The organism is Streptomyces sp. NPDC058632 (assembly GCF_042717095.1).
GTDB lineage: Bacteria > Actinomycetota > Actinomycetes > Streptomycetales > Streptomycetaceae > Streptomyces.
Map to the genome: position 1 here is coordinate 1 of NZ_JBHXQZ010000044.1, position 26,791 is coordinate 26,791.

General features: G+C 70.9%; 19 protein-coding genes and 1 pseudogene. 6 read left to right on the top strand and 14 right to left on the bottom strand.

Annotated features, from left to right (window positions below):
• Positions 1–151: 151 nt before the first annotated feature.
• The gene (locus ACFWVE_RS18355; RefSeq protein ID WP_384014983.1) at positions 152–3,052 is read right to left on the bottom strand and encodes a vitamin B12-dependent ribonucleotide reductase; all 2,901 of its coding nucleotides are present in this window, start codon (positions 3,050–3,052) and stop codon (positions 152–154) included.
• Between the two features lie 154 nt (positions 3,053–3,206).
• Positions 3,207–3,764 carry a transcriptional regulator NrdR gene (gene nrdR / locus ACFWVE_RS18360; RefSeq protein WP_384014986.1) on the bottom strand — a complete coding sequence of 186 codons (558 nt, stop codon included), beginning with the start codon at positions 3,762–3,764 and terminating at the stop codon, positions 3,207–3,209.
• A 610-nt stretch (positions 3,765–4,374) separates the two neighbouring features.
• On the opposite strand from nrdR, the gene lexA reads away from it, so the two are divergent.
• Entirely contained in the window at positions 4,375–5,157 is a 783-nt protein-coding gene (gene lexA, locus ACFWVE_RS18365) for a transcriptional repressor LexA (RefSeq protein ID WP_384014989.1), read from the top strand.
• Positions 5,158–5,388: 231 nt separating this feature from the next.
• On the opposite strand, the gene ACFWVE_RS18370 is transcribed toward lexA, so the two are convergent.
• Positions 5,389–7,404 carry an ATP-dependent DNA helicase gene (locus tag ACFWVE_RS18370; RefSeq protein ID WP_384014991.1) on the bottom strand — a complete coding sequence of 672 codons (2,016 nt, stop codon included), beginning with the start codon at positions 7,402–7,404 and terminating at the stop codon, positions 5,389–5,391.
• 364 nt (positions 7,405–7,768) lie between these two features.
• Here ACFWVE_RS18370 and ACFWVE_RS18375 point away from each other — a divergent pair, with 364 nt between their 5' ends.
• On the top strand, positions 7,769–8,989 hold the full coding sequence (locus ACFWVE_RS18375; protein WP_384014994.1) for a trypsin-like serine peptidase: 1,221 nt from the start codon (positions 7,769–7,771) through the stop codon (positions 8,987–8,989).
• A 65-nt stretch (positions 8,990–9,054) separates the two neighbouring features.
• Positions 9,055–10,269, top strand: a complete 1,215-nt coding sequence (locus ACFWVE_RS18380; RefSeq protein ID WP_384014997.1) for a trypsin-like serine peptidase — start codon at positions 9,055–9,057, stop codon at positions 10,267–10,269.
• A 121-nt stretch (positions 10,270–10,390) separates the two neighbouring features.
• Here the strand turns inward: ACFWVE_RS18380 and hflX are convergent, their stop codons facing one another.
• The 6 genes from hflX to miaA all read right to left on the bottom strand — a co-directional run bounded on the left by hflX (position 10,391) and on the right by miaA (position 18,891).
• Positions 10,391–11,887, bottom strand: a complete 1,497-nt coding sequence (hflX, locus tag ACFWVE_RS18385) for a GTPase HflX (protein WP_384015000.1) — start codon at positions 11,885–11,887, stop codon at positions 10,391–10,393.
• 146 nt (positions 11,888–12,033) lie between these two features.
• Positions 12,034–13,689 carry a M1 family metallopeptidase gene (locus ACFWVE_RS18390; RefSeq protein WP_384015002.1) on the bottom strand — a complete coding sequence of 552 codons (1,656 nt, stop codon included), beginning with the start codon at positions 13,687–13,689 and terminating at the stop codon, positions 12,034–12,036.
• Between the two features lie 144 nt (positions 13,690–13,833).
• Complete coding sequence (locus ACFWVE_RS18395) at positions 13,834–16,059, bottom strand: RelA/SpoT family protein (protein WP_384015005.1); 2,226 nt, start codon at positions 16,057–16,059, stop codon at positions 13,834–13,836.
• Between the two features lie 298 nt (positions 16,060–16,357).
• Complete coding sequence (gene dapF, locus ACFWVE_RS18400) at positions 16,358–17,251, bottom strand: diaminopimelate epimerase (RefSeq protein ID WP_384015007.1); 894 nt, start codon at positions 17,249–17,251, stop codon at positions 16,358–16,360.
• 90 nt (positions 17,252–17,341) lie between these two features.
• Positions 17,342–17,845: a hypothetical protein gene (locus ACFWVE_RS18405; protein ID WP_384015093.1), complete on the bottom strand. Its 504-nt coding sequence runs from the start codon at positions 17,843–17,845 to the stop codon at positions 17,342–17,344.
• Between the two features lie 107 nt (positions 17,846–17,952).
• Positions 17,953–18,891 (bottom strand): tRNA (adenosine(37)-N6)-dimethylallyltransferase MiaA, encoded by a 939-nt coding sequence (gene miaA / locus ACFWVE_RS18410; protein WP_384015009.1) that lies wholly within the window; start codon positions 18,889–18,891, stop codon positions 17,953–17,955.
• Positions 18,892–19,143: 252 nt separating this feature from the next.
• On the opposite strand from miaA, the gene ACFWVE_RS18415 reads away from it, so the two are divergent.
• Positions 19,144–19,413: an antitoxin gene (locus ACFWVE_RS18415; RefSeq protein WP_384015011.1), complete on the top strand. Its 270-nt coding sequence runs from the start codon at positions 19,144–19,146 to the stop codon at positions 19,411–19,413.
• Between the two features lie 122 nt (positions 19,414–19,535).
• Here the strand turns inward: ACFWVE_RS18415 and ACFWVE_RS18420 are convergent, their stop codons facing one another.
• The 3 genes and pseudogenes from ACFWVE_RS18420 to ACFWVE_RS18430 form a co-directional block, all read right to left on the bottom strand.
• Positions 19,536–20,258 carry a class III extradiol dioxygenase subunit B-like domain-containing protein gene (locus ACFWVE_RS18420; RefSeq protein ID WP_384015014.1) on the bottom strand — a complete coding sequence of 241 codons (723 nt, stop codon included), beginning with the start codon at positions 20,256–20,258 and terminating at the stop codon, positions 19,536–19,538.
• A 149-nt stretch (positions 20,259–20,407) separates the two neighbouring features.
• The gene (gene miaB, locus ACFWVE_RS18425) at positions 20,408–21,925 is read right to left on the bottom strand and encodes a tRNA (N6-isopentenyl adenosine(37)-C2)-methylthiotransferase MiaB (RefSeq protein WP_384015017.1); all 1,518 of its coding nucleotides are present in this window, start codon (positions 21,923–21,925) and stop codon (positions 20,408–20,410) included.
• 107 nt (positions 21,926–22,032) lie between these two features.
• Positions 22,033–22,451: pseudogene (locus tag ACFWVE_RS18430) on the bottom strand (MazG nucleotide pyrophosphohydrolase domain-containing protein).
• Between the two features lie 86 nt (positions 22,452–22,537).
• Here ACFWVE_RS18430 and ACFWVE_RS18435 point away from each other — a divergent pair.
• Positions 22,538–23,533, top strand: a complete 996-nt coding sequence (locus tag ACFWVE_RS18435) for a TAXI family TRAP transporter solute-binding subunit (protein WP_384015020.1) — start codon at positions 22,538–22,540, stop codon at positions 23,531–23,533.
• On the opposite strand, the gene ACFWVE_RS18440 is transcribed toward ACFWVE_RS18435, so the two are convergent.
• Together ACFWVE_RS18440 and ACFWVE_RS18445 are read right to left on the bottom strand one after the other, a co-directional pair.
• On the bottom strand, positions 23,512–24,945 hold the full coding sequence (locus tag ACFWVE_RS18440) for a sensor histidine kinase (protein ID WP_384015022.1): 1,434 nt from the start codon (positions 24,943–24,945) through the stop codon (positions 23,512–23,514). The genes ACFWVE_RS18435 and ACFWVE_RS18440 overlap by 22 nt on opposite strands.
• Positions 24,946–24,960: 15 nt before the next feature.
• Complete coding sequence (locus ACFWVE_RS18445; protein ID WP_384015025.1) at positions 24,961–25,647, bottom strand: response regulator transcription factor; 687 nt, start codon at positions 25,645–25,647, stop codon at positions 24,961–24,963.
• A 285-nt stretch (positions 25,648–25,932) separates the two neighbouring features.
• Between ACFWVE_RS18445 and ACFWVE_RS18450 the strand changes: the two genes are divergently transcribed.
• On the top strand, positions 25,933–26,709 hold the full coding sequence (locus tag ACFWVE_RS18450; RefSeq protein ID WP_384015028.1) for an amino acid ABC transporter ATP-binding protein: 777 nt from the start codon (positions 25,933–25,935) through the stop codon (positions 26,707–26,709).
• Positions 26,710–26,791 lie beyond the last annotated feature (82 nt).

A 26,791-nucleotide genomic window follows, 5' to 3' on the forward strand; every position in this document is an offset into this window, starting at 1 on the left:
GCCGGGCGGCTCAGCGGGAAACGGCAGCGGGAACGGGAGGGACGGAAAGAGAAAAGAGAGGGGCACCGGCCGAATGCGGTGCCCCTCTCTCATTCCCTCAACCGGTCGCACCGGGCGGGCACGCCCGGTGCGACCGGTGTCACGCCCTGTCTCAGCTGCAGCCGCTGGTCGAGCCGCAGCCCTCGCAGATGTAGCAGGAACCGGCGCGCTGCATCTTCGTCCCGCAGGAGAAGCAGAGCGGGGCGTCGGCCTGGATACCGAGCTGCATCTCGACCAGTTCGGCGCTGGTGTGGGCCTGCTGCGGGGCGGGCTTGGCCGCCTCGGCCTCGGCCTTCGGCGTGGACACCGCCTTCAGCTCCTGAGACGCCCGCGGCGCGGACTGGGCCAGGCCCTCGACGTCGACCTCGTCATCGGCCGCCTCGTAGGAGCCGGTCTCGAGGTGACGCTGGCGCTCCTCGGCGGAGTGGATGCCGAGCGCGGAGCGCGTCTCGAAGGGCAGGAAGTCCAGCGCGAGGCGACGGAAGATGTAGTCGACGATGGACTGCGCCATCCGCACGTCCGGGTCGTCCGTCATACCGGCCGGCTCGAAGCGCATGTTGGTGAACTTCGAGACGTACGTCTCCAGCGGGACGCCGTACTGGAGGCCGACGGAGACCGCGATGGAGAAGGCGTCCATCATGCCCGCGAGGGTCGAGCCCTGCTTGGACATCTTCAGGAAGACCTCGCCGAGACCGTCGTCCGGGTAGGAGTTGGCGGTCATGTAGCCTTCGGCGCCGCCGACGGTGAAGGACGTGGTGATGCCGGGACGCCCCTTCGGCAGACGCTTGCGGACCGGGCGGTACTCGACCACCTTCTCGACCGCGGCACGGATCGTGTCCTCGGTCTTCTCGGTGATCTCGACCTTCTCCTTCTCCTTGGTCTTGGCGGAGAGGGGCTGGCCGACCTTGCAGTTGTCGCGGTAGATGGCGAGCGCCTTGACGCCCATCTTCCAGGCCTCGAAGTAGACCTCCTCGACGTCCTCCACGGTCGCCGACTCCGGCAGGTTGACCGTCTTGGAGAGAGCGCCCGAGATCCACGGCTGGATCGCGGCCATCATGCGGACGTGGCCCATCGCGGAGATGGAGCGCTCGCCCATGGCGCAGTCGAAGACCTCGTAGTGCTCGTGCTTGAGACCGGGGGCGTCGATCACATTGCCGTGCTCGGCGATGTGGGCGACGACCGCCTCGATCTGCTCCTCCTGGTAGCCCAGGCGGCGCAGGGCCTGCGGGACGGTGCCGTTGACGATCTGCATCGAGCCGCCGCCGACCAGCTTCTTGAACTTGACCAGGGCGAGGTCGGGCTCGAGGCCGGTGGTGTCGCAGGACATCGCGAGACCGATGGTGCCGGTCGGGGCGATGACGGACGCCTGGGAGTTACGGAAACCGTTCTTCTCGCCGAGGCTCAGCACGTCCTGCCAGGCCTCGGTGGCGGCCGCCCAGATCGGCGTGTCCAGGTCGTCCATGCGGACGGCCTTGGCGTTCTCGTCGGAGTGCTGCTTCATGACCCGCAGGTGCGGCTGCGCGTTGCGGGCGTAACCGTCGTACGGGCCGACGATCGCGGCCAGTTCGGCGGAGCGCTTGTACGACGTGCCGGTCATCAGAGAGGTGATGGCACCGGCCAGGGAGCGGCCGCCGTCGGAGTCGTAGGCGTGGCCGGTCGCCATCAGAAGGGCGCCGAGGTTGGCGTAGCCGATGCCGAGCTGGCGGAAGGCGCGGGTGTTCTCGCCGATCTTCCGGGTCGGGAAGTCCGCGAAGCAGATGGAGATGTCCATCGCGGTGATGACCAGCTCGACGACCTTCGAGAAGCGCTCGGCGTCGAAGGACTGGTGGCCCTTGCTGTCGTCCTCGAGGAACTTCATCAGGTTCAGCGACGCGAGGTTGCAGGACGTGTTGTCCAGGTGCATGTACTCGCTGCAGGGGTTCGAGCCGTTGATGCGGCCGGACTCCGGGCAGGTGTGCCAGTTGTTGATGGTGTCGTCGTACTGGATGCCCGGGTCGGCGCAGGCCCAGGCGGCCTCGGCCATCTTGCGGAAGAGCGCCTTGGCCTCGACCTCCTCGATGACCTCGCCGGTCATGCGGGACGTCAGGCCGAACTTGCCGCCGTCCTGGACCGCCTTCATGAACGTGTCGTTCACGCGGACCGAGTTGTTGGCGTTCTGGTACTGGACGGACGTGATGTCGTCGCCGCCCAGGTCCATGTCGAAGCCCGCGTCGCGCAGGGCGCGGATCTTCTCCTCCTCCTTGACCTTGGTCTGGATGAAGTCCTCGATGTCGGGGTGGTCGACGTCGAGGATGACCATCTTGGCGGCGCGCCGGGTGGCGCCACCCGACTTGATCGTGCCGGCGGAGGCGTCGGCGCCGCGCATGAAGGAGACCGGGCCGGAGGCGTTGCCGCCGGAGGACAGCAGTTCCTTGGAGGAGCGGATGCGGGAGAGGTTCAGGCCGGCACCGGAGCCGCCCTTGAAGATCATGCCCTCTTCCTTGTACCAGTCGAGGATCGACTCCATGGAGTCGTCGACGGACAGGATGAAGCAGGCGGAGACCTGCTGCGGCTGGGGCGTGCCGACGTTGAACCAGACAGGGCTGTTGAAGCTGAAGATCTGGTGCAGGAGGGCGTAGGCCAGCTCGTGCTCGAAGATCTCGGCGTCGGCGGGGGAGGCGAAGTACTTGTGGTCCTCGCCGGCCTTCCGGTACGTCTTCACGATGCGGTCGATCAGCTGCTTGAGGCCGGTCTCGCGCTGCGGGGTGCCCACGGCACCGCGGAAGTACTTGCTGGTGACGATGTTGACCGCGTTCACCGACCAGAAGTCGGGGAACTCGACGCCACGCTGCTCGAAGTTGACCGAGCCGTCGCGCCAGTTGGTCATGACGACGTCACGACGCTCCCAGGCCACCTCGTCGTAGGGGTGGACTCCGGGAGAGGTGTGGATGCGCTCGACCCGCAGCCCCTTGCCGGCCTTGCCGCTTCCCTTGGCCCGGGAACTCCGTGTCGGACCGCTCGCCGTCTCTGTCATGCCGCCTCCCTGGTACGGGCGAAAACGCCCTGAAGTGCCCCGATGTTCCCGTGGCACGGTATTTGTTCTGATGCTGCGGGTGCCCACGCGCGTCACCCGCAACAGGTCTTCTCATCGCCGCGGTCCGGCCGCCCCCGGCCGCAGGGCCCGCCGGTCAGCCGGCGGGCTGGGCGGGTTCCGGGACCTGGGCAGTCCCGCCGGACCCGCTGTTGTCTTCCCGGCTCCCCGCGACAGCCCTCTCGCGGTCTCCGTCACCCACGGCGGGGTACTCCACCTGCCTGAGTTCCGTGATCGCGGCCTCGAAGTCCTCGAGCGACTCGAACGCCCGGTAGACGGACGCGAACCGCAGGTAGGCGACGAGGTCGAGTTCCTGCAACGGGCCGAGTATGGCCAGCCCCACGTCATGCGTGGTCAGCTCGGCGCTTCCGGTGGCCCGCACCGCTTCCTCGACGCGCTGGCCGAGCTGCGCGAGCGCGTCCTCGGTAACGGGACGCCCCTGACATGCCTTTCGCACACCGTTGATGACCTTGGTGCGGCTGAACGGCTCGGTCACGCCGGACCGCTTGACCACCATGAGCGAGCACGTCTCCACGGTCGTGAAACGACGGGAGCAGTCGGGACACTGGCGACGCCTGCGGATTGACGTGCCGTCATCGGTCGTACGACTGTCGACGACACGGCTGTCGGAGTGCCTGCAGAAGGGGCAGTGCATGAGATCCCAACCCTCCCTCGCAGCAGACTCCGTGGCCCCACAGGGCCCGTTCGGCCCTGCGAAGCTGCTCCAGCATAAGCGATCTCCGAAGGCCTCAGGACCGCGGGACCACAACTTCTGGGTAGCTGGTGCAATCCAACCACTAGATGTGGTGATTGGCTCATTCATACACTCCAGCACGCGTGTCATTCGAATCCGGGCATGAGGCGTCCGGCCGACCTTCCTCACGGTGTGCTCACGCGGGGCCACGGTGCGGACTCGCGGGGCCCGCGGGTCCCGCGCGAAGCCCCGGAAAGGCCGCGCATGGGGAGATGTCGTGCCCGCCGGGAGGAGACGGCGTGCGACTCCCGGAGAGGCCGGGGAGGAGTCGGGCCGCTCCCCTCATCGCGCGGCACCCGATGACAGACTGGGCCCCGGCCGGGAGACCGTCGCCTCGGCGGCGAAGAGTACGACAATGGGGGCTTTTGCCGACGGGGAGAATCGCAGTCAATACACCTCGGCGGGCGATCACAGAGGGCAATTCGCGTTTTTTCACTCGAACGTGTGTTTGGCGCAACCTTTCGAAAGCTACTACCGTTGTCCTGCAGGGAGACCATCGAGAGGGGCCGACGTGACCACCACCGCAGACAGCGCCAGCATCACTGCCCAGGACCGCTCCCAGGGCCGGCTCGAGCCGGTGCATGCGATGAGCGAAGCCACGCAGCATCCTGAGGGACAGAAGCGCTCCTTGCCGGGCCGACCTCCCGGCATCCGGGCGGACAGCTCGGGACTCACCGACCGCCAGCGTCGGGTGATCGAAGTCATCAGGGACTCGGTGCAGCGCCGCGGGTACCCGCCGTCGATGCGCGAGATCGGCCAGGCGGTCGGCCTCTCCAGCACGTCCTCCGTGGCACACCAGCTGATGGCACTGGAGCGCAAGGGATTCCTGCGTCGCGACCCGCACCGTCCCCGCGCGTACGAGGTGCGCGGCTCCGACCAGGCCACCTCCGTGCAGCCCACGGACACCGCGGGCAAGCCGGCCGCGTCGTACGTGCCGCTGGTCGGCCGGATCGCCGCCGGCGGCCCGATCCTCGCCGAGGAGTCGGTCGAGGACGTCTTCCCCCTCCCCCGTCAGCTCGTCGGTGACGGTGAGCTGTTCGTCCTGAAGGTCGTCGGCGACTCCATGATCGAAGCCGCGATCTGTGACGGCGACTGGGTCACGGTCAGGCGCCAGCCTGTCGCCGAGAACGGCGACATCGTCGCCGCGATGCTCGACGGCGAAGCCACCGTCAAGCGCTTCAAGCGCGAGGACGGCCATGTCTGGCTCCTCCCGCACAACGCGGCCTACGAGCCGATCCCCGGCGACGACGCGACCATTCTGGGCAAGGTGGTGGCCGTTCTGCGCCGCGTCTGAGTCCGCCGCGGGGGCCGGCCGGTCCGGTCCCCGCCCCTGGTCCGGGCCCCGGAACCCCTGCGCCGGTTCCGGGGCCCTGCGCTGTCCGAATCCGCTGTCGGGCCTTGCGCTGTCGGGTCCTGCGCCGCCGGTTCACGGCCCTTCATGGCCCATGCCGGCCCCGCACGCCTTCCGTCCACGCCGGGGCGTGCTCCTCGGCCTCGGCCCGCTTGTTCTCGGCCCGCTCGTCCCTCAGTCCGCTCGGCTCTCTGCCTGCCCGGCCGCCGCGTCGATCGCGGCCAGGGACTTCCTCACCTGGTTCCGGTCCGTGGTGAACCAGAAGTCGGGCAGCGAGGCCTTCAGATAGCTGCCGTAGCGCGCCGTCGCCAGTCGCTGGTCCAGGACGGCGACCACGCCGCGGTCACCCGTGGCCCGGACGAGGCGGCCGGCGCCCTGTGCCATGAGCAGCGCGGCGTGCGTGGCGGCAACCGCCATGAAGCCGTTCCCGCCCGCGTCCTCCACGGCCTTCTGGCGAGCGCTCATCAACGGGTCGTCCGGGCGCGGGAACGGGATCTTGTCCATGACGACCAGCTGGCAGCTGGGGCCGGGCACGTCAACGCCCTGCCAGAGCGACAGCGTGCCGAACAGGCAGGTCCTCGGGTCGGCGGCGAAGTTCTTGATCAGCTCTCCGAGGGTCTCCTCGCCCTGGAGGAGGATCGGGTACTCCGGAATGCGGGAGCGCAGCTCCTCTGCGGCGAGCTGGGCGGCCCGCATCGAGGAGAACAGGCCCAGGGTGCGGCCGCCCGCGGCCTGGATCAGCTCGGTGAGCTCGTCGAGCATGTCCGCGCGGTCGCCGTCGCGGGCCGGGCGCGCCAGATGCTTGGCGACGTAGAGAATGCCCTGCCGGGGGTAGTCGAACGGAGAGCCGACGTCGACGCCCTTCCACTGCGGAAGGTCGTCCCCCTCGGTGCCCTCGGGGCCGAGGCCCAGAGAGGCACCCACGCCGTTGAAGTCGCCGCCGAGCTTCAGCGTCGCGGACGTCAGGACCACCGAGCGGTCGGAGAAGAGTTTCTCCCGCAGGAGGCCCGAGACCGACATGGGGGCGACCCGCAGCGAAGCGCCGCTGTGTCGGTATGCGGCTTGGCCGCGGGGCTCGTGGCGCTCGTGGCGCTCGTACCAGACGACATCCCATTCGGAGCCGTTGGTGATGCGCTCCGCCACGTCGTGCACGCTCTCCACCGAGGCGAGCGCCTGCTTACGGACCGCGTCCTCGTCCTGGACGGACTTGTCGCGGGTGCCCCCGATCGCGGAGATGACGGTCCGGCAGGCGTCACGCAGCGCCATCAGCGCGTACCCGAGGTCCTCCGGGATCTCCTCGAGACGGCCCGGAAGGGCCAGCTCCATCAGGCGTTCGAAGCCTTCGGCCGCGGTCTGCAGCTGGTCGGCCGCCTTCTCGTCGGCCAGCTTCGCGGCACGGCGCACCGCACGGTTGACCTGGCCGGGAGTGAGCTCCCCCGTGGCGACCCCGGTGACCCGGGAGACCAGTTCGTGGGCCTCGTCGACGATCAGCACCTCGTGCTGCGGGAGCACCGGAGCACCCTCGATCGCGTCGATCGCCAGGAGGGCGTGGTTGGTGACGACGACGTCGGCGAGCTTGGCGCGCTCGCGGGCCATCTCGGCGAAGCACTCGGCGCCGTAGGCGCACTTCGTGGCACCCAGGCACTCCCGCGACGACACCGAGACCTGGGACCAGGCACGGTCGGAGACGCCCGGGGTGAGATCGTCCCGGTCGCCGTTCTCCGTCTCGTCCGCCCAGTCGCGCAGGCGCAGCAGGTCCTGCCCCAGCTTGCTGGTGGGGGCGGCCGCCTCGAACTGGTCGAAGAGGCCCTCCTCCTCGTCCTGCGGTACGCCTTCGTGGAGCCGGTGCAGACACACGTAGTTGGACCGGCCCTTGAGCATGGCGAACTCGGGGCGGCGGCGCAGCAGCGGGTGCAGCGCCTCCACCGTGCGCGGAAGGTCGCGCTCGACGAGCTGGCGCTGCAGGGCCAGCGTGGCCGTCGCCACGACGACCCTCTCCCCCTGTGCGAGCGCGGGCACGAGATAACCGAGCGACTTTCCGGTGCCGGTGCCGGCCTGGACCAGCAGATGCGAGGCGTCGTCGATCGCCTCGGCGACGGCTTCGGCCATGGTCACCTGGCCGGGGCGCTCCGTGCCGCCGACGGCGGTGACGGCAGCGTGCAGGAGTTCGGGGAGTGAGGGCTTCGTCATAGCGCGACCACCCTACGGCCCGGCACCGACAATCGTGCGCCGACCATGAGGGCCGTGGACCGTGGACGCGCAGGTGAGCGCGGTCCACGCTGCGGACGAACATATTTCCGATCGGATGCGTGTCATCGGGCACCAGGCCCGAGCAGGGAGTCGGGAAGGCATGGCATCGGCCGCTCTCCGGCGAATGCCCAGGCCAGAAAGCTCGTAGCGAAACCGTTGCCGTTCCGTCGGTTGTCCCCCGCGGCGAACGCATAGTGTGTGGTGCCGTTCCCGGCGGTCGCGCGACGGGCCCGGACTCCGTTCGGGTCCGCGATGCGCACACGGCCGAAGCACCACGTTCGTCCACATCAGGGGGAGTCAGATCATGCGATCCATACGGCCGTCGTCCACCAGTCGCCGAGGCGGAAGGGCGCGCCGCGGAACCTCCCCCGTGCTGACCGCCGTCGCGTTCGCCTCGGTACTCGCGCTCACCGCCACCGCCTGTGGTTCGGGGGACGACACGGCGGGAGGCGAAGCCTCCGCGACCGCCGCGGCCGGGGACGACAAGATCCAGATTCCGAGCGACATCGCGGACCGGCTCAAGGAGCACGGGATCGATATCGACAAGTGGAGGAACGGCGACTGGAAGAACTGGGACAAGGACGACTGGCTGCGCGAGGCCAACGACTACGTCAACCCGATCATCGAGGACCTGTGGGACCCGGACCGCATGCGGGACGCCGAGCAGCCGGACCCGGAGGTCGACGAGAGCGACATCTCCGGTGACCAGGGCGTGACGGACCCGACGCCTCAGCCGGTGCAGGCGCAGGCCGTGCCGCCGTCCTACCACGCCAACGCCCCCACGGCGGGCAAGGTGTTCTTCGACGCACCCGAGGGCACGATGGTGTGCTCGGCGACCGTGGTGCAGGACCCCGCCAATCCGGGCAAGTCCAACATGGTGTGGACGGCCGGGCACTGCGTGCACGCCGGCAAGAAGGGCGGCTGGTACCGCAACATCGCCTTCGTGCCGTCGTACAACGACGCGGCCAGGCCGGCCGGCGAGCTCGAAGGCGCCACCGAGGACGAGGTCGCTCCGTACGGCGTCTGGTGGGGTGACTGGGCGCAGACCTCCGACCAGTGGATCGAGCAGGGCGGGGCGACCGGCGGTGACGGCGCCTCGTACGACTTCGCCGTCATCCATGTGACGCCGGAGAAGGGCGGCGGCGGCAAGTCGCTGGAGGAGACGGTCGGTTCGGCGCTGCCGGTGGACTTCCAGGCTCCCGCCGTGCCCGACGTGAAGAGCGTGACCGCGACCGGTTACCCGGCCGGCGCACCGTACGACGGCCAGACGCTGTTCAGCTGCGAGGACCAGCCGGGCCGGCTCTCGCTCAGTGCCTCCGACCCGACGATGTACCGCATCGGATGCAGCATGACCGCCGGTTCGTCCGGTGGCGGCTGGGTCGCGGAGGGCTCCGACGGCCGGCCGGCGCTGGTGTCCAACACCTCCATCGGCCCGGTGACTTCGGGCTGGCTGGCCGGCCCGCGGCTGGGCGACGAGGCCAAGGGCGTGTACGACGCGGTCAGCGACAAGTTCACCGGCCAGTGACCTGAGGCCGCTCCGGCGGCGGACAGCAGCAGGACATTCATTCGTACACGGGGGGTCATCGCACCATGCGTTCCACACGTACGTCCGCCCCGCGCCGGCGTGGCCCGCGGGGAGCTCTCGCCGCCACCGGGTTCGTCGCCGCCCTGGCGCTCACCGCGACCGCGTGCGGCGGTTCCGCCGACGACAAGGCCGACGCGGGCAAGCCCCGTTCCGGCACCTCGCAGACCGCGGACAGCGAGGCCGGCAAGGCTCCCCGGGGCCCGGCCGGCATCGCGGACAAGCTCAAGGAGCACGGGATCGATGTCGACAAGTGGAAGGACGGCGGCTGGCAGGACTGGGACAAGGACAAGTGGCTCAGTGACGCCGAGGACTACGTCAACCCGGTGATCGAGGGTCTGTGGAAGCCGGAGCGGATGCGTTCCGCCGAGGAGGCGGACAAGAACCTCTCGACCAAGGACGCGAGCGCAGCCCAGGGCGTCAGCGATCCGGAGCCGGCCCCGGTGGAGGCGCAGGCCGAGCGGACGCCGTATCACGAGAACGCGGCCCCGGTCGGCAAGGTCTTCTTCGACTCCCCCGAAGGTCCGAGCGTCTGCTCCGGCACGGTCGTCAAGGACGTGAACCACCCGGGCAGGTCCAATCTCGTCTGGACCGCCGGTCACTGCGTGCACGCCGGTGGCGACGGCGGCTGGTACCGCAACATCGTCTTCGTCCCCGCGTACAACGACCTCGGCAAGCCGGCGGCGGAGCTGGGCGACGCGAACTCCTCGGAGATCGCCCCGTACGGCAACTGGTGGGCGGACTGGGCCTCGACCTCCACCGGCTGGATCGAGGGCGGAGCGCAGACCGGCGGCGCCGGGGCGCCGTACGACTACGCGGTCCTGCACGTGAAGCCGGAGCAGGGCGCCAAGTCCCTGGAGGAGACGGTCGGTACCGCCCTGGACGTGGACTTCTCGGCGCCGTCCGCGGCCGGGTCGGGCCGGATGGGTGCCTGGGGCTACCCGGCGGCGCCGCCCTACGACGGTCTGCAGATGTTCAAGTGCCTGGACACTCCGGGCCGGTTCTCCCTCGCCTCGGATCTGCCCCCGATGCACCGCATCGGCTGCACCATGACCGGTGGTTCGTCCGGCGGCGGCTGGTTCCGGGTGGTGGACGGCGAGACCGTGCTGGTGTCGAACACGTCGATCGGCCCGACCGACAACACCTGGCTCGCGGGCCCGCAGCTGGGCCGGGACGCCGAGGCGCTGTACCAGGACATGAGCAGGACCCACGGCGGCCGTTGATCACAGCGGTACGTGATCAGGGCGGCCGGTGATCACGGCGGCCGGTCATCCGCGCACACCGACGGCCCGCCCCCTGTCACCAGCAGGGGGCGGGCCGCCGCCGTCGCCCTGGGCCGCGGACTCAGCCGGCGGCCGGCGTGGGCAGGTACGGCGTGAGCTCCGCCGCCAGTTCCTCGTGCACCCGCACCTTGAGCAGGGTGCCCTCCGCGGTGTGCTCCTCGGAGATCACCTCGCCCTCGTTGTGCGCGCGGGCCACCAGCTTGCCCTGGGTGTACGGCACGAGTGCCTCGATCTCCACGGCCGGCCGGGGCAGCTCGTTGTCGAGGAGGGCGAGCAGTTCCTCGATGCCCTGGCCGGTGCGGGCCGAGACCGCGATGGAGCGCTTCTCCTCCCGCAGCAGCCGCTGGAGCGTCAGCGGGTCGGCCGCGTCCGCCTTGTTGATCACGACGATCTCGGGTACGCCGGTGGCGCCGACATCCCTGATCACCTCGCGCACGGCGGCCAGCTGCTCCTCCGGGACGGGATGCGAACCGTCCACCACGTGCAGGATCAGGTCGGCGTCGCCGACCTCCTCCATCGTGGAGCGGAACGCCTCGACCAGGTGGTGCGGCAGGTGCCGGACGAAGCCGACCGTGTCGGTCAGCGTGTACAGCCGTCCGCCCGGCGTCTCGGCCCGGCGCACGGTCGGGTCCAGGGTCGCGAACAGGGCGTTCTCGACCAGCACGCCCGCGCCCGTCAGGCGGTTGAGCAGTGAGGACTTGCCGGCGTTGGTGTAGCCCGCGATGGCGACGGACGGCACCTTGTTGCGCCGGCGCTCCTGACGCTTGATGTCGCGGCCGGTCTTCATCTCCGCGATCTCCCGGCGCATCTTCGCCATCTTCTCGCGGATCCGGCGCCGGTCGGTCTCGATCTTGGTCTCACCGGGGCCACGGGTGGCGAGTCCGCCGCCCTTGCCGCCGCCCATCTGCCGGGACAGCGACTGACCCCAGCCGCGCAGCCTCGGCAGCATGTACTGCATCTGCGCGAGCGCGACCTGCGCCTTGCCCTCCCGGGACTTGGCGTGCTGGGCGAAGATGTCCAGGATCAGGGCCGTACGGTCGATGACCTTGACCTTGACGACGTCCTCGAGGTGGATCAGCTGGCCGGGGCTCAGCTCTCCGTCGCAGATGACCGTGTCCGCGCCCGTGTCGAGCACGATGTCGCGCAGTTCCACGGCCTTGCCGGAGCCGATGAAGGTCGCCGCGTCGGGCTTGTCGCGGCGCTGGGTCACGCCATCGAGCACGAGGGCGCCCGCCGTCTCCGCCAGGGCGGCGAGCTCCGCGAGGGAGTTCTCCGCGTCCTGCACGGTTCCCGACGTCCACACGCCGACGAGTACGACGCGCTCCAGGCGGAGCTGCCGGTACTCGACCTCGGTGACGTCCTCGAGCTCGGTGGAGAGGCCGGCGACGCGGCGCAGGGCCGCACGCTCGGAGCGGTCGAGCTGGTCGCCGTCCCGCTCTCCGTCGATCTCGAGGCTCCAGGCGACGTCCGCTTCCATCAGGGCATCGGCCCGGAGGCCCTCGGGGTAGGTCTGCGCGAGGCGCTTGGTGTCCTGGGAAGGGGAAGAAGAGGAGGTCATTGGGTCCTTACGTCGATACGTCGATGGGGATTCGCAGGGGGCGACGGGTACCCCCGTCACCCTCCACAACGCACGGGCCTCCCGGGAGATTCCCGTGCCCCGCGCCGTGGCGTCCTGATGATGGTGGCACGACACGGCACGTCTCGTCACCGTGTTTGTTCCCGGTTCACGTCGGGTCGATGCCCGGTCGGGACGGAGCGTCCCGTGGGCTGTGACGCGGACTTGCGGACCGTGGAGTCGTGGGCTGCGGACTTCCAGTCCGGGTGGCCGGGCATCGGTGGGGTCTTCGCGTCGTGGAGCCAGGCGTTCAGGAATCCGGTCAGGTCCCGTCCCGCGGTGTCGGAGGCGAGCCCGACGAAATCGGCGGTGGAGGCCGTGCCGTCCCGGTGCCGGGTCACCCAGCGCCGTTCCAGGAGGTCGAACGCGGTGCGGCCGATCTCCTCGCGCAGGGCGTACAGCACGAGCGCGGCGCCGTCGTAGACGATCGGCCGGAAGATGCCGATCTTCCGGCCGGGCTGCGGGGCCTTGGGTGCGGCGGGTGGTCCGCCCGCCGCACGCCAGCGGTCGGATGCCTCGTAGGCGGCCTTCATCCGGGTCTCCAGGGACCGGCCGGCCCTCTCCTGCGCGTACAGCGCCTCGTACCAGGTGGCGTGGCCCTCGTTGAGCCACAGGTCGGACCAGGTGCGGGGGCTGACGCTGTTGCCGAACCACTGGTGGGCCAGCTCGTGCACCATGATCGACTCGACGTACCACTCGGGGTGGGCCGGATCGGTGAAGAGGTCTTGCTCGAAGAGGGACAGCGTCTGGGTCTCGAGTTCGAAGCCGGTGGAGACGTCGGCCATGAGCAGGCCGTACGTCTCGAAGGGATAGCGGCCGACCCTGGCCTCCATCCAGGCCATCTGGTCGGGGGTCCTCGCCAGCCACGGCTCGAGCTGTTCGCGGTGGACCGTGGGGACGACGTCGCGCAGCGGCAGCCCGTGCGGGCCGGTGCGGTGCAGGACCGTGGAGCGGCCGATGGACACCTGGGCGAGTTCGGTGGCCATGGGGTGCCGGGTGCGGTACGTCCAGGTCGTCGTCGCCGCGCGGGTGCGGTCGACGTGGATCGGCAGACCGTTGGCGACGGCCGTGTGACCGTCGGGTGCGGTGATGCGGAAGGTGAAGAAGGCCTTGTCGGACGGGTGGTCGTTGCAGGGGAAGACCAGGTGCGCGGCGTCGGCCTGGTTGGCCATGGCAAGGCCGTCCGCGGTGCGCACCCAGCCGCCGTCACGGCCCTCGGCGGCCACCGGATCGCTGGTGTGACGCACCGCGATACGGGTCCGTTCGCCGGCGTCCAGGCCGCCGACGGGCGTGATCACGAGGTCCTCACCGGCGGTGGTGAAGGTCGCGGGGGCGCCGTCGACCTCGACCGAGTGGACGGTGCCGTGGGCGAAGTCGAGGTTGATCCGGTCCAGGTCCGTGGTCGTCCGGGCGTCGATCCTCGTGGTGGCCTGGAGCGGTGTGTCGTTGGTGCCGGGGTAGCCGAGGGTGAGGTGGTACGACGTCACGTCGTACCCGGGGTTGCCCAGGTGCGGGAAGAGACGGTCGCCGATGCCCAGTGGTGTGGCGGGGGCGCTCGCGGCGAGGAGGCAGACGGAAACGGCCGACGCGAGCAGCGCCGCGGACGCCCGCCGACGACGGCCACGGGAGATCGGCCTGCGGGCGGCCGGGGCGGGGACGGCCTGACGGCCGGAGGCCGGACCGTGCGGGGCGGGACGTTCACAAGCCGGTTCCGGGGCAACCGGGCCGTGGGGAGTGAGCAGCATGGGCCCACGGCTATCAGCGCGCGCGTGCGCAATTCCGGCGGCGCGCTCCCGGCCCACCCGATCGGGTGGGCCGATGGCCGAGCAGGCGCGCCGACAAGGTGCCCGGCCGGGCGGCGCCCGCGGCGCCCGGCGCGCGGACCGCTGTCAGGTGCCCTGGGCCTGCGGTTTGGCCCGGCTCACGTCGTACACACCCGCCACCTTGCGCATCGCGCGCATGAGGGTGGGCAGGTGGGCGGCGTCCGGCAGCTGCACGGTGTAGGTGTGCCGCACCTGCTGGTGGGTCGGTGGCTCGACGGTCGCGGAGACGATCTCGGCGCCTTCCACCGCCATGGCCTCGGTGAGGTCGGCGAGCAGATGGGGGCGGACGAACGATTCGGCGACCAGGGTGACCCGGCACTCGGCGCCCTCTCCCCAGCGCACGCCGACCTCCGCGCGCCCCGCGTCTTTCATGCGTGCCACGGCGGCGCACTCGACACGGTGCACGGTGACCGCTCCCCCGCGCACGGCGAAGCCGGTCACCTCGTCGGGCGGTACGGGCGTACAGCAGCCGGCGAGCCGCACCGTCGCGCCGGGCCGGTCGGCCAGGACCTGGGCGCCGCCGGAGGAAGCGGGCACCGCCTCGGGAGCGTGCCCTGCCGCGGGCCCGCCCGTGGCAGGGCGGGGAGCCGGCTGTGCCGCCTCGGACCCGGCTCGGTCCTCCTCGACCGGATCGGCGGGATCGGCGGGGTGGGCGGTCAGCCATCGCTGAATGGCGATCCGGGCGGCCGGGGTGTGGGCGTGCTCCAGCCACTCCCTGGAGGGCTCGGACGCGGGGTCCTGGCCCATCAGGAGCTGGACGGTGTCCCCGTCCCTCAGCACGGTGCTCAGCGTCGCCAGGCGGCCGTTGACCCGGGCGCCGATGCACGCGTGCGCGTCCTCGCCGTACTGCGCGTACGCGGCGTCCACACAGGTCGCGCCCTCGGGCAGGCCGATCGTGCCGCCGTCGGGGCGGAACACCGTGATCTCGCGGTCCTGGGCGAGGTCCTCGCGCAGCGTGGACCAGAACGTGTCGGGGTCGGGCGCGCCGCGCTGCCACTCGAGGAGCCGGGAGAGCCAGCCGGGCCGGGTCGGGTCGACGCGTTCGCCGTCGCTCGTCGACTGCTCCTCCGCCGGGGCGGCGTAGGGGTTGCCGAGAGCGACGACACCGGCCTCGGCGACCTTGTGCATCTGGTGCGTGCGGATGAGGACTTCGACGACCTGGCCGTCGTCGCGCGCGACGGCGGTGTGCAGCGACTGGTACAGGTTGAACTTGGGGACCGCGATGAAGTCCTTGAACTCCGAGACGACGGGCGTCATGCAGGTGTGCAGCTCACCGAGGACGCCGTAGCAGTCGGCGTCCTCGTTCACCAGCACCAGCACGCGGCCGAAGTCGGCGCCGCGGAGCCGGCCGCGTTTGCGGGACACGCGGTGCACGGAGACGAAGTGACGCGGACGGATGAGGACCTCGGCGGCGAGGTCCGCCTCGCGCAGCACCTTGCGCACCTCGTCGGCGACCTCGGCGAGCGGGTCGTCCGCGCGGGAGGCGTTGCGGAGGATCAGCTCACGCGTGTGCCTGTTCTCCTCGGGGCGCAGGATCGCGAAGACCAGGTCCTCGAGTTCCGTCTTGAGCGCCTGGACACCGAGCCGTTCGGCGAGCGGGATGAGGACGTCCTGGGTCACCTTGGCGATGCGTTCCTGCTTCTCGGGGCGCATCACCCCGAGGGTGCGCATGTTGTGCAGCCGGTCGGCGAGTTTGATCGACATCACGCGGACGTCGTTTCCGGTGGCGACGAGCATCTTGCGGAAGGTCTCGGGTTCGGCCGCGGCACCGTAGTCGACCTTCTCCAGCTTGGTGACGCCGTCGACGAGGTAGCACACCTCCTCGCCGAACTGCTCGCGTACCTGATCGAGCGTCACCTCCGTGTCCTCGACGGTGTCGTGGAGCAGGGAGGCGGTCAGGGTCGTGGTCTCGGCGCCGAGTTCGGCGAGGATGAGGGTCACGGCGAGCGGGTGGGTGATGTACGGCTCGCCGCTCTTGCGCATCTGTCCCCGGTGCGAGGACTCGGCCAGGAGATAGGCGCGGCGCAGGGGGTCGAGATCGGCGTCGGGATGGTGGGCGCGGTGGGCGTCGACGACATGGCCGATGGCGTCGGGAAGCCGGTCGCGGGAGGTGGGGCCGAGGAACGCGGCACGGCCCAGCCGGCGCAGGTCGAGCCGGGAGCGGGCCTTCCTGCGTGTCCCTGCGGGCGTGACACGACCTGGGGTCACGGACCCCGCTGTCACAGACCCCGGCGTCACAGACCCTGATGTCGCGGGACCTGGGGTCGCAGGTTTCGCGGCCTCCGCATTCAATGGGCACCTCCGGCTGCGTCGACCGGCGGACGTATGCCCAGGGCGGACTCGGGCTGAGGAGACGGCGCTCGTCCCCCGTCCGGGCCGGTGCTTGATGCTACCGAGCCCAGCACGTGCGACCGACCGCCTCCCCCGGAGCGTGAAACGGATCACCCCATTGAGCGAAGACCGTCACGGCGGCGATTTCGCGCCACAGGGCCGGCGGCGTGCCATGGTCCCGAAGCCGGACCGGTCCCCGCACCTCACGGATGCGGGCGGCCGGCCCACTCGGCTCTTGGATACCAAGCCGGTACGGGGTTCAGCGGGGCAGGTTCTCCAGCCACTCGCTCTCGATCACTCCCTCGGCGACGATCACCGCCGGCCCGGTCATCTCGATCTCCCCGTCGGGCCGTTCCGTGATCACCAGGGTGCCGCCGGGCACATCCACCGTGTACGTCACCGGGGTTCCGGTGCTCCGCGGGTCGACGCCGTCCCGGCGGGCCGCGGCCACGGCCACCGCGCAGGCGCCCGTGCCGCACGAGCGGGTCTCGCCGGCGCCCCGCTCGTGGACACGCAGCGCCACGTGTCGCGGACCGCGGTCGGCCACGAACTCGACGTTGACGCCGTCCGGATAGACCGAGGCGGGGCTGAACGGGGGCGCGGTGAACAGGTCGCCGGCGTGGTCGAGGTCGTCCACGAAGGCCACGGCGTGCGGGTTGCCCATGTTCACGTTCCGCGCGGGCCAGCTGCGTCCGCCGACGTTCACGGTGACGCCGTCGTCGGGCAGCAGTGCCCGGCCCATGCCGACGGTGATGTCACCGGCGGCGGAGCCGCTGTCGGACACGGTCTTGGCGATGTGCACCGTCTTCACGCCCCCGCGCGTGGCGACCGCGATGTCTCCCTCGGCCACATGTCCCGCGCGCTGGAGGTAGCGCGCGAACACACGCACGCCGTTGCCGCACATCTCGGCGACCGAGCCGTCGCCGTTGCGGTAGTCCATGAACCACTCGGCCTCGGCCGCCAGGTGCCGCGCCTCGGGGTGTGCCGCGGACCGCACCACGTGCAGCAGTCCGTCACCGCCGATGCCCGCGCGGCGGTCGCAGAGGGCCGCGACGGAGGCAGGGGGCAGGTCGATGGCGTTCTCGGGGTCCGGGACGATCACGAAGTCGTTCTCGGTGCCGTGCCCCTTGAGGAAAGCGATCCGCGTGCTCATCCCTCGATCGTACGGGGCGACCACGACACCGCGTCCCGGCCGTCGCTCTGCGCAGGAGTCCGCGCGAGGGAGCCGGCGGAGGGCGGGGCCTCAGCGGAGGCGGGCGACCCGCCAGACGGCCAGGGCCACCACCGCGGCGACCAGCACGGCATAGGCGGCCACGACCCGCCAGTCGGGTCTGCGGCCGGAGCTCCGGGCCGGCAGGCCGGGCCAGGTGTACCCCACCCTGCGGGCGGCCATCATGCCCCAGCCGGCCGCGCAGGAGCAGATCAGCAGGCCCAGCATGGCGATCACGGCGCCGCTGTCGCCGAAGTCGAAGGCGAGCGGGAACGCGAACATCAGGGAGCCGACCGCGGCCAGGCCGACGATGGGCGCGAGCTGCCAGATGCGCAGCCGACGCTGCGGACGCAGCTCGACCTCGACCTCGTCGCCGCCCGCGAACATCTCGTCCGGCTCGGGGCCGTCGTCGGTCACCTGGCCCTGTGTCTCGTCCGGCCCGTCGGGGCTGAGACGGTCAGGGTCCTGCTCCGGTACGCCCCGCTCGGTGGTGAGGTGTTCGGTTCCATGTGCGGTGTCGCGAGGGCCGGCCTCCATCGCCACGCGCCCTCCCAACTTGGACTCCACTGGTCGATCGAAGCTCGATGATGGCACGGCGCCGGAGGCCCGGATGACGGCCTGGGCGTCCCGATGCCATGACGTGATCAGGCTGTAACCGGTCGTTCGACCAATGACAGCGCGAGCTGCGGAAGTTCCGTCAGATCCGCCGCGGCCCCACTCAGCCAATGCACCCTCGGGTCGCGCCTGAACCATGAATCCTGACGGCGCGCGAAGCGCTTGGTGGCACGGACGGTCTCGGCCCGCGCGTCCTCCAGGGCGCACTCTCCGGCCAGCGCGGCGAGCACCTGCTGGTAGCCGAGCGCGCGCGAGGCCGTACGCCCCTCGCGCAACCCTTGCGCCTCCAGTGCGCGCACTTCGTCCACGAGACCCGCGTCCCACATCCGGTCGACCCGGCCGGCGATCCTCTCGTCCAGCTCGGGGCGGGCCACGTCGACACCGATCTGGAGGGTGTCGTAGACCGAGTCGTGGCGGGGAAGGTTGGCGGTGAAGGGCAGGCCGGTGATCTCGATCACTTCGAGCGCCCGGACGATACGGCGGCCGTTGCTCGGCAGGATGGCCCGTGCGGCCTCGGGGTCGGCGGCGGCGAGACGGGCGTGCAGCGCGCCGGATCCGCGCAGTGTGAGTTCGTTCTCCAGGCGCGACCGCACGTCGGGGTCGGTGCCCGGGAACTCGAGGTGATCGACGGCCCCGCGGACGTAGAGGCCGGAGCCCCCGACCAGGACGGGCCAGCGCCCCGCGGCGAGCAGCGCGTCGATCCGCTCCCGGGCGAGGCGCTGGTACTCGGCGACGGACGCGGTGACGGTCACGTCCCAGATGTCCAGGAGGTGGTGCGGGACTCCCCCGCGCTCCTCGGGCGTCAGTTTGGCGGTGCCGATGTCCATCCCCCGGTAGAGCTGCATGGAGTCGGCGTTGACGACCTCGCCTCCGAGTTCTCGGGCCAGGAAAACGCCCAGATCGGACTTTCCGGCTGCGGTGGGGCCGACGACGGCGATGACCCGGGGGGCGGGGGGTGCGCTGCTCACCGGTCCAGTCTCGCAAACCTCACAGCCGGCCCTCCATCGAGTTGCGCGACGTGACGGGCACGGACCCTCACCCATGGTCGGGTTTCGGCCGCCGGGTGACCGCGCGGCAGGGCGGGACCGCATCCGCGCGGGTACCGTATGGGGTGGATATGGGCGTTTTCGCATATGGGCCCACCTGGATTCCGCACGTATCCCGCACGTATCCCGCATGGCATGAGCGCACATGAACCGCACCGTGGGGAAAGGTGGACCATGGGTCTCCTGGACAACATGAAGGCCAAACTGGGGCCTGCCAAGGACAAGGTCTCGGACCTCGCGCAGCAGCACGAGGGCAGGATCCAGCACGGGCTGGACAAGGCCGCGAAGACCGCCGACGAGCGGACCAAGGGCAAGTACAGCGACAGGATCCAGAAGGGCACCGGCAAGGCCAAGGGCGCCATGGACCGGCTCGCCCACAAGAACGATCCCGGTCCGGACGCGGGAGGCACCACTCCCCCTGCGGGGCCGCCGCCCGCTCACTGAGCGGTGGATCGGCATACGGCCGGGAGCGCCGACGGGCATCGGGCGCTGCCGGCCGACGGCCCTTTCGGACGGCCGTTTCAGGCCGCCCCCGGGCCGGGTCCGGCGTCTCGCGAAGCCGGCTGCTACGACCAGGTGGCCACGATGTAGCCCACCCCGTACGGAGCGTCCTCGTACAGCAGCGTGCCCCGAAGAGCGGGCTCCCCGGCTCCGGCCGCGCCCGCCAGGACCTGCCAGGGCGCCCGGCCGGACGCCCTGAGTTCGTGTGCCAGGCCGCTGTCCAGCGCCCGTAGGGCCGCCGTGTCGGCCGCTCCCAGTGCCCGCGCGGCCTCCGCGTCGAAAGGTGCCGCCCGCTCGTCGAGGTAGCCCGGTGCCTTGAGCGTGCGGCAGGCGCTGCCGTCACCCATGACCAGCAGCGCGACCCGCTCCGCGCGGGTGGCGATGTCCCGTCCCGCGTCGAGGCACCGGTCGGCCGCGAGGGACTCCCCCACCCCCAGGCCCTCGACGGGTGAGTCCGTCCACCCGGTCCGCTCCAGCAGCCAGGCGCCCACCGCGAGTGCGGCGGGCAGCTCCCGGCCGGTCGCCGTGCCGCGGTCCGCTCCGAGCCGTACGTCGAGACCGGCCCCGAAGCCGCGGAAGGACCCCGTGCCGCCCTGCGGGTAACGCTCGGCGTCCACGCCGTCCGGCGCCGGACCGACGACCACCAGGAGGTCGGGCCGGGCGGCGGCGAGCACGCCGACCGCGTCCGCGCACGCGGCCCGCGCGGCGTCCAGTTCGGGGGCGGCGCCTGTGGCGATTTCGGGCACGAGCAGCGGCGGACAGGGGCAGACTGCGGCGGCGACCATCATGATCGGCAGCGTAACCCCCGTGGGCCACCCCCACCGCCGCCTCAGCCCGCCCTGCCTGCTCAGCCGCGGTGCGATGTCCGTACGCCCATACGTTCGTATGCCCGTACGGCGTCCCGGGCGCTGCCCGTGATCCCGTCGGCCAACGGGTGTCAGTCGCAGCCGCAGCCGCTCGCCACGGCCGGGAGCGGCTCGGGGGCGCCGATCTTCGGCAGGCCGAGCATCACGCCCGTCGGCTGCGCCGCCTTCTCCGCGTTGCGCTTCTCCCAGGCGTCGCCCGCGCGTGTGCGGCGCACGTCCAGGGTCGGCCCCTCGGCGAGGAGGTGGTGGGGCGCCGCGTACGTGATCCCGACGGTGACGACGTCGCCGGGGCGGACGTCCTGCTCCGGCTTGGTGAAGTGCACCAGGCGGCTGTCCGGGGCACGGCCGGAGAGACGGTGGGTGGCACCGTCCTTGCGGCCCTCGCCCTCGGCGACCATCAGCTCCAGGGTGCGGCCGACCTGCTTCTTGTTCTCCTCCCAGGAGATCTCCTCCTGGAGGGCGACGAGCCGCTCGTAACGCTCCTGGACGACCTTCTTGGGGATCTGGCCGTCCATCTCGGCGGCCGGGGTGCCCGGACGCTTGGAGTACTGGAAGGTGAAGGCCTGGGCGAAGCGGGCCTCGCGCACGACGTGCAGGGTCTGCTCGAAGTCCTCCTCGGTCTCGCCGGGGAAGCCCACGATGATGTCGGTGCTGATCGCCGCGTGCGGGATGGCGGCGCGGACCTTCTCGATGATGCCGAGGTAGCGCTCCTGCCGGTACGAGCGGCGCATCGCCTTGAGGACCGTGTCCGAGCCGGACTGGAGCGGCATGTGGAGCTGCGGCATCACGTTGGGCGTCTCGGCCATGGCGGCGATGACGTCGTCGGTGAAGTCGCGCGGGTGCGGGGAGGTGAAGCGGACGCGCTCCAGGCCCTCGACCTTCCCGCAGGCCCGCAGCAGCTTGCCGAACGCCTCCCGGTCACCGATGTCGGAGCCGTACGCGTTGACGTTCTGGCCGAGCAGGGTGATCTCCGAGACGCCCTCGGCGACCAGGGCCTCGATCTCGGCGAGGACGTCGCCGGGGCGCCGGTCCTTCTCCTTGCCGCGCAGCGCGGGGACGATGCAGAAGGTGCAGGTGTTGTTGCAGCCGACGGAGATGGACACCCAGGCCGCGTAGGCGCTCTCGCGGCGGGTCGGCAGCGTGGACGGGAAGGCCTCCAGCGACTCGGCGATCTCGACCTGCGCCTCCTCCTGGACGCGGGCGCGCTCCAGGAGGACCGGCAGCTTGCCGATGTTGTGCGTGCCGAAGACGACGTCCACCCAGGGGGCGCGCTTCACGATGGTGTCGCGGTCCTTCTGCGCGAGGCAGCCGCCGACCGCGATCTGCATGCCGGGACGCTGTGCCTTCCTGGGGGCGAGGTGGCCGAGGTTGCCGTAGAGCTTGTTGTCGGCGTTCTCGCGCACGGCGCAGGTGTTGAAGACGACGACGTCGGCGTCGCCGTCGGCGTCCTCGGGGGCGCGGACGTAACCCGCGCCCTCCAGCAGTCCGGACAATCGCTCGGAGTCGTGGACGTTCATCTGACACCCGTAGGTGCGTACTTCATAGGTGCGTGTGCCGCCCACTGACTGGCTCCGGTCGATGCTGCTCATGCCCTACAGGGTAGGCGGTCGCCACGGCACCCCCGGGCCTCCGCCCACGACCGGCCTCCGGCCTCCGCCCGGGGCCCGCCCGGGGGCTCCGCTCGGCAGGGCTCCGCTCAGTCGGCCGCCCGGGACTCCGCGCCCGGCGTCCACCCCTGCCGGCGCAGCACCCGGGACACGTCCGGTGCCTCGTAGTGGTCCCCCTTGAGGACCTTGCCGTCGAAGCGACGGGCGTCTCGCCGCCGGGGCCGCGCTTGCCCATGTTGGCGCGGTGGATCTCGGAGATCACCGCGTCGAGGTCGATGCCGTGGACGAGCGCCGTGCCGTAGGCGACGTGGACGACGTCGGCGAGTTCGTGCGCGAGCCGGTCGAGGGGGCCGTGCACCGCCACCTCCGCGACCTCGGCGGCCTCCTCGGCGAGCAGTTCACCGCTGTGGGCGGCGCGTTCCGGCGGGACCTCGGTCGGTGTCTCCCGCGCGTCCGGCCCGAAGGCACGGTGGAACTCACGGACCAGGTCTGCGGGCGAAGCGCTCATGCCGTGACCCCACAGCCTGTCGCCACCCACCTCCGGCACTCTCCCGGCCTGGTCAGGAGAGCGCCCGGGCTGGCAGGATCGCCCACATGTCCATCGCTCTGTCCCGTATCGGCAGGCGCCGGGTCCTGCGGGGCGCGGTCGCCGGCCTCGTGGCGCTCGGGCTGCTGCTGTGGTGGCTGGCGCCCTGGAGCGAGGATCCGCCGCGCGGGTCGGTCACGCTGAGCACGGGGACACACGCGGGGGTCTACCAGAAGTACGGGGAGCTTCTGCACACGTCGCTCGGTGCGCACATGCCCGACCTCGAGGTGCGGCTCCGGACGAGCGACGGTTCGCAGGAGAACGTGCGGCGGGTGGCGACCGGGCAGGCGGACTTCGCGATCGCCGCCGCCGACGCGGTGGAGACGTACAAGCTGGACGGCCGGCCGGGAGCCGGTGAACTGCGCGGAGTCGCCCGTCTCTACGACGACTACGTGCAGCTCGTGGTCCCGCCCGGCTCGGACATCCGCTCCGTCGCCGACCTGCGGGGCAAGAGGGTCGCCATAGGGCCGCCCAAATCGGGGGTCCGGCTGATCGCCAACCGGGTGCTCAGAGCGGCCGGCATCGACCCGGAGAAGGACATCAGCCCCTCCGCGGACGGCATCGACTCCGGCCCCGGGCGCCTCGGGAAGGGACTCGACGCGTTCTTCTGGTCGGGCGGACTGCCCACCGACGGACTGCGCACGCTGTCCGAGGACGCCGGCCTCCGGTTCGTACCGATCACGGCCGATCTGGTCGCCGAGCTGCACGAGCAGGGTGGTGCCACGCGCTACTACCGTGCCACCAACATGCCGGAGTCGGCCTACCCCGGCAGCCAGCACGGTTCGGCCATCCCGACGATGGCCGTGTCCAATCTGCTGATCACACGCGCGGACACGGACCCAAGGCTCACCGAGTGGCTGACCCGGATCGTGCTCAAGAGCCGGGACAACATCGGGGCGCATGTGCACTCCGCCCAGCTCGTCGACGTACGCACCGCGATCTACACCGATCCGCTCCGGCTGCACGACGGCGCGCGCCGGTACTACCGGTCCGTCAAGCCCTGAACCGTCGCTTCACCCGTGGGGGCGCTCCTGGGCACCGTCACCGTCACTCTCAGCCCGTGCGGCTCGTGCCGGTCGTACGCGATCGAGCCGCCGCCCGCCGTGAGCAGGGCGCGGGAGATGGACAGTCCGAGGCCGGAGCCCCTGATGTTCTGGTGCCGCGAGCTGCGCCAGAAGCGGTCGCCGACGCGGGCCAGCTCCTCGTCGGTCAGACCGGGACCCTGGTCGGTCACGACGACGGTGGAGGTGTCCCCGTTGGAGGCGACGGCCACCTCGACGGTCCGGTCCCCAGGCGTGAACTTCACCGCGTTGTCGATGACCGCGTCCAGCGCGCTGGACAGGGCGACCGGATCGGCCCATGCCGTGGTCGGCGGGCAGTCCCCGGTCAGCAGGACGCCCTTGGCCTCGGCGGTGGGCGACCACGCCGCCACGCGTTCGGCGGCCAGGGCGCCGATGTCGGTGATCTGGAGCTGGGCCTCGAGGTGCTCGGCCAGCGCCAGGTCGAGCAGGTCGTCCAGTACCTGCGCCAGACGTCTGCCCTCGGCCTGGACCGAGGCGATCTCCTCGTTGCCCTCGGGCAGTTCCAGGGCGAGGAGTTCGATGCGCAGCAGCAGTGCCGAGAGCGGGTTGCGCAGCTGGTGCGAAGCGTCGGCGACGAAGGCGCGCTGCTGCTCCAGCACGCTCTCGACGTTGTCCGCCATCTCGTTGAACGACCGGGCGAGCCTCCTCAGTTCCGGCGGTCCGCCGGCCACCGCGACCCTGGACTTCAGCCGCCCGGTGGCGATGTCGTGGGTGGTGGCGTCCAGGACCCGTACGGGCTTGAGCACCCAGCCGGCCAGCCGCAGGGCCGCGCCGACGGCCAGCAGCATCGCGGCCGCCTCGCCCGCCGCGATGAGCAGCCAGCCCCGCAGGATGCGGGACCGCATCTGCCCGGTGGGCGAGTCGGTGACGACGACGGCGACGACGTCGCCGTCCCGGATGACCGGCGAGGCCACCACGAGGCTGCGCCGCTCCCAGGGCCACACCTGCTCGGGGTCGTGGCTGCGGCGGCTGAGCAGCGCCTCCTGGAAGGCCTCGCGCACCTCCCCCGTGCCGGGCAGGTACCAGTCGTCCGGCGCGTGCGCCATCGGGGCGTCGTTGCGGTGGAAGACGCCGGCCCGGATGCCGTACACCTCGTAGTAGCTGTGGAGCTCGCTGCTGAGGGCCTCCCGGCGCTCGTTGACGTCTCCGGTGACGGGGTCGGCCGGTTCGGTGACGAACTGGGCGAGGGCCGCGAAGCGCGCGGTGTCGTCGATCCGGTCGACGATCACCTGCTGCTGCTGCGCGCCCGCCAGGCTGACCGCGAGCGGGACGCCGAGGGCGAGCAGGACGGCCGCCATCAGGACGATGAGCAGCGGCAGCAGACGTGTGTGCACCCGGTCGGACCCGCCCTAGGCCGCGGGCTCGACGAGCCGGTAGCCGACTCCGCGCACGGTCTCGATCAGGGCCGGCATGCGCAGCTTGGAGCGCAGGGAGGCGACGTGCACCTCCAGGGTGCGCCCGGTTCCCTCCCAGCTGGTCCGCCACACCTCGCTGATGATCTGCTCACGGCGGAAGACGACCCCGGGGCGCTGGGCGAGCAGGGCCAGCAGATCGAATTCCTTCCGGGTCAGCGGGACGACCGCACCGTTCACACTGACCTGCCGGGTCGGCAGCTCGATGCGCACGGAGCCGATCCGCAGCTCTCCCTCGCCGCTGCCGGGGGCGTCCTCCTGGACGGTGCGCCGGCTGACGGCGTGGATCCGGGCGAGCAGTTCGCCGGTGTCGTAGGGCTTGACCACGTAGTCGTCGGCGCCGAGGTTGAGACCGTGGATGCGGGAGCGCACGTCGGCGCGGGCGGTGACCATGATCACCGGGGTACCGGTGCGCTTGCGGATCTTGCCGCACACCTCGTAGCCGTCCTGGTCGGGCAGGCCCAGGTCGAGGAGGACGACACCGAAACGGTCGGGCTCGGGGACGAGCGCCTGGAGCGCCTCCTCGCCGTTGCGCGCGTGGGTGACGTCGAAGCCGTGCCGCGCCAGGACGGCCGACAGGGCGGCGGCGACGTGGTTGTCGTCCTCGACGAGAAGCAGTCTCATCCGGTCCCCCTTCGGTTCATCGGCCGTACGATTCGAGTGTGTAGAAAAACGGGTGCGTGCGCGTGCGCACCCTGCAGTGACGCCGATGAACGAGGACGGCGTCAAGAGGGTTCCGGTTGCTCTTCGGTACCGTTACCCGGCCGGAATGAGCCCTGCTCACAAGTGCTACGACACGTGTCCGATTGCTATCGGATCGTGATGCTCAGATTCCCCTCAGATGTGATGACGCAGGTCTGAAGGATTACTAATGTCCTCCCAAACCGAGGAGGACGGAGCCTGAGAGCGATGACCGAAGTATCGGTGGCCAAGGAAGATGTGGCCGCGACCGGCGATCTGGTCGTCCTGAAGAGCGTCAACAAGCACTTTGGCGCGTTGCACGTACTCCAGGACATCGACCTGACGATCGCCCGCGGCGAAGTCGTCGTCGTCATCGGGCCCTCCGGGTCCGGTAAGTCCACCCTGTGCCGCGCCATCAACCGGCTGGAGACGATCGACGACGGGTCGATCACGATCGACGGCAAGCCCCTGCCGTACGAGGGCAAGGAGCTCGCCCGGCTGCGGGCCGACGTGGGGATGGTCTTCCAGTCCTTCAACCTCTTCGCGCACAAGACCGTGCTCGAGAACGTGACGCTGGGCCAGGTCAAGGTCCGCAAGAAGGACAAGAAGGCCGCCGAGGAGCGGGCCCGTGCCCTGCTCGACCGGGTCGGCGTGAGTTCGCAGGCCGACAAGTACCCCGCGCAGCTCTCCGGCGGCCAGCAGCAGCGCGTCGCCATCGCGCGGGCCCTGGCGATGGAGCCCAAGGTCATGCTCTTCGACGAGCCGACGTCGGCGCTCGACCCGGAGATGATCAACGAGGTGCTGGAGGTCATGCAGCAGCTCGCCCGCGACGGCATGACCATGATCGTCGTGACCCACGAGATGGGATTCGCCCGTTCGGCCGCCAACCGCGTGGTGTTCATGGCGGACGGCCGCATCGTCGAACAGGCGACGCCGGACCAGTTCTTCAGCAACCCGCGCAGCGACCGTGCCAAGGACTTCCTGTCGAAGATCCTGCACCACTGACGTCCTGCGCCCGACGCTCGGACGACGTGCGTCACCGGATGGCCGGGGCCGCATCACCTCACCCCTCAAACGGGCCGCATCA

Excerpts from the sequence above, each read along its gene's own strand:
- ACFWVE_RS18355 (WP_384014983.1), bottom strand. The coding sequence starts at position 3,052 with ATGACAGAGACGGCGAGCGGTCCGACACGGAGTTCCCGGGCCAAGGGA.
- nrdR (WP_384014986.1), bottom strand. The coding sequence starts at position 3,764 with ATGCACTGCCCCTTCTGCAGGCACTCCGACAGCCGTGTCGTCGACAGT.
- ACFWVE_RS18370 (WP_384014991.1), bottom strand. The coding sequence starts at position 7,404 with ATGACGAAGCCCTCACTCCCCGAACTCCTGCACGCTGCCGTCACCGCC.
- ACFWVE_RS18375 (WP_384014994.1), top strand. The coding sequence starts at position 7,769 with ATGCGATCCATACGGCCGTCGTCCACCAGTCGCCGAGGCGGAAGGGCG.
- ACFWVE_RS18380 (WP_384014997.1), top strand. The coding sequence starts at position 9,055 with ATGCGTTCCACACGTACGTCCGCCCCGCGCCGGCGTGGCCCGCGGGGA.
- hflX (WP_384015000.1), bottom strand. The coding sequence starts at position 11,887 with ATGACCTCCTCTTCTTCCCCTTCCCAGGACACCAAGCGCCTCGCGCAG.
- ACFWVE_RS18390 (WP_384015002.1), bottom strand. The coding sequence starts at position 13,689 with ATGCTGCTCACTCCCCACGGCCCGGTTGCCCCGGAACCGGCTTGTGAA.
- dapF (WP_384015007.1), bottom strand. The coding sequence starts at position 17,251 with ATGAGCACGCGGATCGCTTTCCTCAAGGGGCACGGCACCGAGAACGAC.
- ACFWVE_RS18405 (WP_384015093.1), bottom strand. The coding sequence starts at position 17,845 with ATGGAGGCCGGCCCTCGCGACACCGCACATGGAACCGAACACCTCACC.
- ACFWVE_RS18415 (WP_384015011.1), top strand. The coding sequence starts at position 19,144 with ATGGGTCTCCTGGACAACATGAAGGCCAAACTGGGGCCTGCCAAGGAC.
- ACFWVE_RS18420 (WP_384015014.1), bottom strand. The coding sequence starts at position 20,258 with ATGATGGTCGCCGCCGCAGTCTGCCCCTGTCCGCCGCTGCTCGTGCCC.
- miaB (WP_384015017.1), bottom strand. The coding sequence starts at position 21,925 with ATGAGCAGCATCGACCGGAGCCAGTCAGTGGGCGGCACACGCACCTAT.
- ACFWVE_RS18435 (WP_384015020.1), top strand. The coding sequence starts at position 22,538 with ATGTCCATCGCTCTGTCCCGTATCGGCAGGCGCCGGGTCCTGCGGGGC.
- ACFWVE_RS18445 (WP_384015025.1), bottom strand. The coding sequence starts at position 25,647 with ATGAGACTGCTTCTCGTCGAGGACGACAACCACGTCGCCGCCGCCCTG.
- ACFWVE_RS18450 (WP_384015028.1), top strand. The coding sequence starts at position 25,933 with ATGACCGAAGTATCGGTGGCCAAGGAAGATGTGGCCGCGACCGGCGAT.